This window comes from Candidatus Albibeggiatoa sp. nov. BB20, assembly GCA_016744725.1.
In the GTDB taxonomy this organism is placed as follows: domain Bacteria; phylum Pseudomonadota; class Gammaproteobacteria; order Beggiatoales; family Beggiatoaceae; genus Albibeggiatoa.
This window is the reverse complement of record JADGDW010000235.1, coordinates 1-5,100: the sequence shown is the minus strand read 5'-3', so window position 1 is coordinate 5,100 and position 5,100 is coordinate 1. Positions and strand designations below refer to the sequence as shown.

The following is a 5,100-nucleotide window of genomic DNA, read 5'->3' as shown; positions in this document are numbered from 1 at the left end:
GGCAATACTGTAAGTTGTTGACATATCAATATCCCTAACAAAAAAGCAATAATTGCTGAGCGCATGATGTTGTAACGTATGGCTAGAAAATTTTTTAAACGGATGTTGCCGCATCCTAAAACATTAAAATCACATCCATACCTACAATTTTTAGGTGACTGGTTGCATGAGCCAAATTTATGGCATTTGAATCGTAAATCTTTGGCCGGTGGTATGGCTGTGGGTTTATTTTCCGCATTTATTCCATTTCCACTACAAATGTTGTGGGCGGCAATTTTAGCTATTTATTTTAAAGTTAATATTCCATTATCGGTTTCATTGGTTTGGTTAACTAATCCTATCACAATTCCGCCGATGTTTTATCTTTCTTATTGTTTGGGTGCATTAATGATGGGCTTACCGCCTGAAACCATTGATTTATCGTCAGGAATGGGTAGCATTATGAATCTATGGCAACCATTATTACTGGGTTCATTGACGATGGGATTAATGTTTGCGGGAATTGGCTATTATAGTGTGAATATTTTATGGAAGCGGCATGTAAAACATTTATGGGATAAACGTCGAGAAAAACGTCGAGTTGAAAAAAAACCGTTGGCCAATGAGTAGGCTATCAGCTTTTTCTAAGCTAACAATGAATATCAAGAAGAGACTCTCCACTGATTGTTTTTTAACCAAAATGTTATTTAATCGTTTGATTCAATTAATTTTGGTGTATCAATAAATGTGCCTGCGGTTTCAATCTCATTGATTTGATTATCACTGTCCATTTTATCAGGTGGCAGTTGTTCTAGTGCATTATCTAATTCGTCTAACTCTGGTTTTGGTATATCAACAAATGTACCCGCGGTTTCAATCTCGTCAATTTCAATTTCATCGATTTGATTATCACTGTCCATTTCATCAGGTGGTAGTTGTTCTAGTGCATTATCTAATTCGTCTAACTCTTCCATATCTTTTAACTGATTGAGAGAAGGTAGAGCATTCAAGTTTTTCAAATTAAAATGATCTAAAAAATGCCGTGTTGTACCATACAAGGCAGGCCGTCCTGGTGTATCTTTATATGCAAGAATCCGAACCCATTGATAATCTAGTAGCGTTTTCATAATTTGAGTACTGACGCTGACACCACGAATTGATTCAATTTCGCTGCGAGTAATCGGTTGGCGATACGCGATAATGGCCAATATCTCCATCAATGCCCGTGATTGACGAGGCTGGCGTTTAGGATAAAGTTGCTTAACCCATACCGTCAGTTCAGGTTTCACTTGAAATCGATAGCCGCTGGCAATTTGCACCAATTCTACCCCACGCGTTTGATTTTCTTCTTGTAGCTGTTTTAGACCAGCTCGAATCTCACCCCGTTCAGGCCGCCCCATTTCAGGAAATAAACTTAAAAAATGGTCAATTGTAAGAGGACGACTTGCAGCAAATAACGCAGCTTCAATAATATTTTTCAGTTGTTGCTCAGTCATGAAGGTATTCGATTTTATACTTGATGGCTTTTGATGGAAAAAGACGATACGACACGGTAATTATACACCGTATTTTAAATGTTCCATCAATGATTTTTGACGAAAAAAAGTGCATAACATGTGAGTTACACGCCTTTTTCAAGTATTATAGCCAATTTCGTTTTGGGTGTTAGGACTGGCAGTCCTATAAAACTTTAAATATCAATTACTTTTAAAACCAAGGACTACCAGTCCTGTATCATCTTAGAATAAAACGACTATAGCTGAATGCCATTAACGCGGAACAGGCCCTACAGGACTTAATTCAGTATCTGCATTTGTTGTTGGTTGGCTGGTTATTGTCGGTTGACTCAAAATAGGTAATGGTACAGCCGTTGGAATATTCAGCTCATCTGCATTATTAATTGCTTGAATACTATCCGAATCCAAACGAAAATCTAATGACAACGCATTTTGATATAAGCTCACCCGATACAAACTTGCACCGCCTAAAATATCATATACCGCCAAGACAGGAATCTGAATCAAACCTAAACTTGGAGTATACGTTGGCAATGTGGTTTGCTGAGTCACTATGCCACAGGATTCAGGACTATCAATACAAGCTTGACGGCCTCTTTCATAAGCATTAGTTTCTCCATCAGGAATAATTGTAATGCCACAGTCAGCAGGATTGGTTTGGCAGATTTGTTGACCAATGGCTTTGCCGCGTTCATATTCTGCTTGAGGTGAATCCAGTCCACATTGAGTTGGATCATTTCGACAGGCGTTACGCCCATCATCAACTCCGCGATTATATTCTGCCGCAGGAGAGACTATGCCACACTTTGTAGGGTCTAAAACACATAACTGCTTTGCATCCGCTCGACCCCGTTCATATTCTAAAATCGATGAGGCAACACCACAGCTAATGGGATCGTTAATGCAAGCATTTTGCCCATCATTAAACCCGCTTTCATACTCAAATAAACTGTCATCAGTCGTGCCATTATCACTAGTCTTCACGTCTGAATCACTACCATCGAAATTTTGTGCTTGTATAGAATAAATACGGGTCGCATCTTTAATAATATTATCGATATAAATAGTGCTATAAGTTAAATTTGCATCAGGTAAAATGATAGATTGGAAAAATTGGCCATTAATATAAGTTTTGGCTTGAGTACCATTAACTTGTAACCAAATTTCATTTTTCTCACCTTTGCGCCAGTTGGTATCATTCCAAAAAATTTCATCATTGGTTTCACCAAAACGGAAACGGTTGTAATTAGTTAAATATAAACGAATTTATTAATAATTGGTCGCCGCTGCAATTGACCAGTGATTACGAAAATCAGTTGTTACGTTGAATAAAACCTCGAAATTGCCTGACAAGGACAGTGATTTTACCGCAATTTGGCCTTCATATTGACCTGTAACAAAACTTTCTCCACTGAGTTTCTTCACCACAATGTTACGGCCTAACAGAGGGATTGGAATATCACCTTCTTGATATGATGATAAATGAGTGTCAAAGTCATAAGTTTCTGCTATTGCTGGATTTTGAAACCCAAAGCAGAATAATAGAATAGCAAACCCTACCCGATACATATTGTAATCCCCTCCAAAACCATTCAGATCATATTTATGTTTTAGTATTGAAATACAATAAATGTGTGATATTCGGCAGGTCTGGAGGCTTTATAGGATTGCACCTGTATTATCTCATGCGCTTACCACATATATTAAAAATAGAGTAAAAAACTATTGATTTCAATATTATATGGCATAGCATTTAACTAAAAATAACACAATAAAGAGTGGGTTTTTAAACATGATTAAAGTGCTTCTTTAGTATGAGTTCTTACACTACTTAATTCTGATACAAATAATTTGTTGAAGAACTAAAAAATTGTCGTGCTGTTTGTGCATCTTGAACAATTTGTTGTTTTAATAACTCGAAAGAATCAAATTTTTTCTCATCACGGATTTTGGCGATAAATTCGACATCAATATATTTCCCATAAACCATTTGTTTAAAGTCAAAAATATGGGTTTCTAGTAATAATTGAGCACCATTTACCGTGGGTCTAGTACCCAAGTTTGCAACACCTGTTAGAGGCCGATGACCTAAACCATGCACTTTGACCGCAAACACACCCAATAATGGTGATTTATGCCGATGTAAAAAGATATTAGCAGTTGGGAAGCCAATAGTACGCCCCCGTTGTTGACCATAACTAATGCGCCCACTTAACATATAAGGTCGGCCGAGCAGTTCATTAGCAAGCTGCATATCCCCTTGCGCCAAAGCATGACGAATACGGGTGCTACTGACTCGTTCTGCATCAATAATAAATGTGCGTTGCTTTTCAATTTCAAATTGATGTTGTTTCGCTGCATCTTGTAGGACTTTATAATTTCCATGTCGCTGTTTGCCGAAGTGAAAATCATCACCGACAACCAAATGTTTTATTCCTAAGCCATTAATTAAAATTTGCTGGATAAAATCATCGGGCTCAAGGTTAGCCAGCCGTTTGTCAAAGCGTAAGCACAAGACTCTATCAACCCCATAACGTTGAAATGCAAATAATTTTTCACGCAGTCGAGTTAAGCGGGTTGGGGCTTTATCTGGTACAAAAAACTCTTGTGGCTGAGGCTCAAAAATAATCACTGTCGCAGGTAAATCTAAATCAAGTGATTCAGTTTTGACCTGTTGAATAACCGTTTGATGCCCACGGTGTACACCATCAAAATTACCTATTGTCGCCACACATTGGTGGTGCTGTGGCCTCAATTGTGAAATACTACGGATAAACTCCATTATGCTATAACCGTTTGTTTTAAAATTAAGATGATGCGGACTCAAAGTCATTTTGAGGCATGTATTTTACAAATATCCATAGTTTGCTGTGAATTTATGAAGCTGTCAAATAATGTGTGAAAAAAAATTAACTGAAATTGTACTTAATATTTTGCGCCAACATCCACAGGGTTTAGGCGAGTTTGAATTGCTAAAAACCTTGCAGGCCAATCAAGTTCAAGGTTTCCCCAGTATTAGCCTGACTAAAAGCTACCCTCTATTTAAAATGCACTTTTTACTATTTCATACCTTGTATAAGTTGCGTCGCGAATTATGGCAACAACAACAAGCGTGCTTAGAAATTTCTGCATTAAATATACGCTTATTACCTTATGATTCTGGATATGCAGCTTTAACTGAGCATGACCCATTGGAAACTTATTATTTAGATGTAAGCCATTTGCAAACCACAACGGAGCAAGATGTGGAAGATTTAATCACTCATTTTTGGGTATTGTTTCATGCTGGAGAACAGAAAATGGGTGCGCTTGAGCTGCTTGGGCTTCAAGAGCCTACTGATTATCCTAAAATTAAAAAACAGTATAGAAAATTAGTCAGCCGTTATCACCCAGATCGTGGTGGTGATGAAGAACAGTTGCAGGCAATAAATGTTGCAATGGATATATTGGAAAAATACTACAAAACTTAGAAAAAACATAATAAAGCTTATAAATTTGACGTTTTATTTTTCACCAATAGCACGTTAGTTAAATTCTTGCACATTGGGTTGATTTTTTTATATTACATGCTATATTTATTGAGTTAGTAGCACTGCTTTGATAG

Annotated in this window: 6 protein-coding genes; 2 read left to right on the top strand and 4 right to left on the bottom strand. The window is 37.2% G+C overall.

What is annotated here, in order from left to right; genetic code table 11:
• Window positions 1-78: 78 nt before the first annotated feature.
• Window positions 79-609: a DUF2062 domain-containing protein gene (locus ABXH34_RS17760; RefSeq protein ID WP_353573223.1), complete on the top strand. Its 531-nt coding sequence runs from the start codon at window positions 79-81 to the stop codon at window positions 607-609.
• A gap of 77 nt (window positions 610-686) precedes the next feature.
• On the opposite strand, the gene scpB is transcribed toward ABXH34_RS17760, so the two are convergent.
• The 4 genes from scpB to ribF form a co-directional block, all read right to left on the bottom strand.
• Window positions 687-1,475, bottom strand: a complete 789-nt coding sequence (gene scpB, locus ABXH34_RS17755; RefSeq protein WP_353573222.1) for an SMC-Scp complex subunit ScpB — start codon at window positions 1,473-1,475, stop codon at window positions 687-689.
• A gap of 273 nt (window positions 1,476-1,748) precedes the next feature.
• Window positions 1,749-2,480 carry a hypothetical protein gene (locus ABXH34_RS17750; RefSeq protein ID WP_353573221.1) on the bottom strand — a complete coding sequence of 244 codons (732 nt, stop codon included), beginning with the start codon at window positions 2,478-2,480 and terminating at the stop codon, window positions 1,749-1,751.
• Between the two features lie 285 nt (window positions 2,481-2,765).
• Complete coding sequence (locus ABXH34_RS17745) at window positions 2,766-3,065, bottom strand: hypothetical protein (protein ID WP_353573220.1); 300 nt, start codon at window positions 3,063-3,065, stop codon at window positions 2,766-2,768.
• A gap of 262 nt (window positions 3,066-3,327) precedes the next feature.
• Window positions 3,328-4,278: a bifunctional riboflavin kinase/FAD synthetase gene (gene ribF, locus ABXH34_RS17740; RefSeq protein ID WP_353573219.1), complete on the bottom strand. Its 951-nt coding sequence runs from the start codon at window positions 4,276-4,278 to the stop codon at window positions 3,328-3,330.
• 112 nt (window positions 4,279-4,390) lie between these two features.
• Between ribF and ABXH34_RS17735 the strand changes: the two genes are divergently transcribed.
• Window positions 4,391-4,966 (top strand): DNA-J related domain-containing protein, encoded by a 576-nt coding sequence (locus tag ABXH34_RS17735; RefSeq protein WP_353573218.1) that lies wholly within the window; start codon window positions 4,391-4,393, stop codon window positions 4,964-4,966.
• Window positions 4,967-5,100 lie beyond the last annotated feature (134 nt).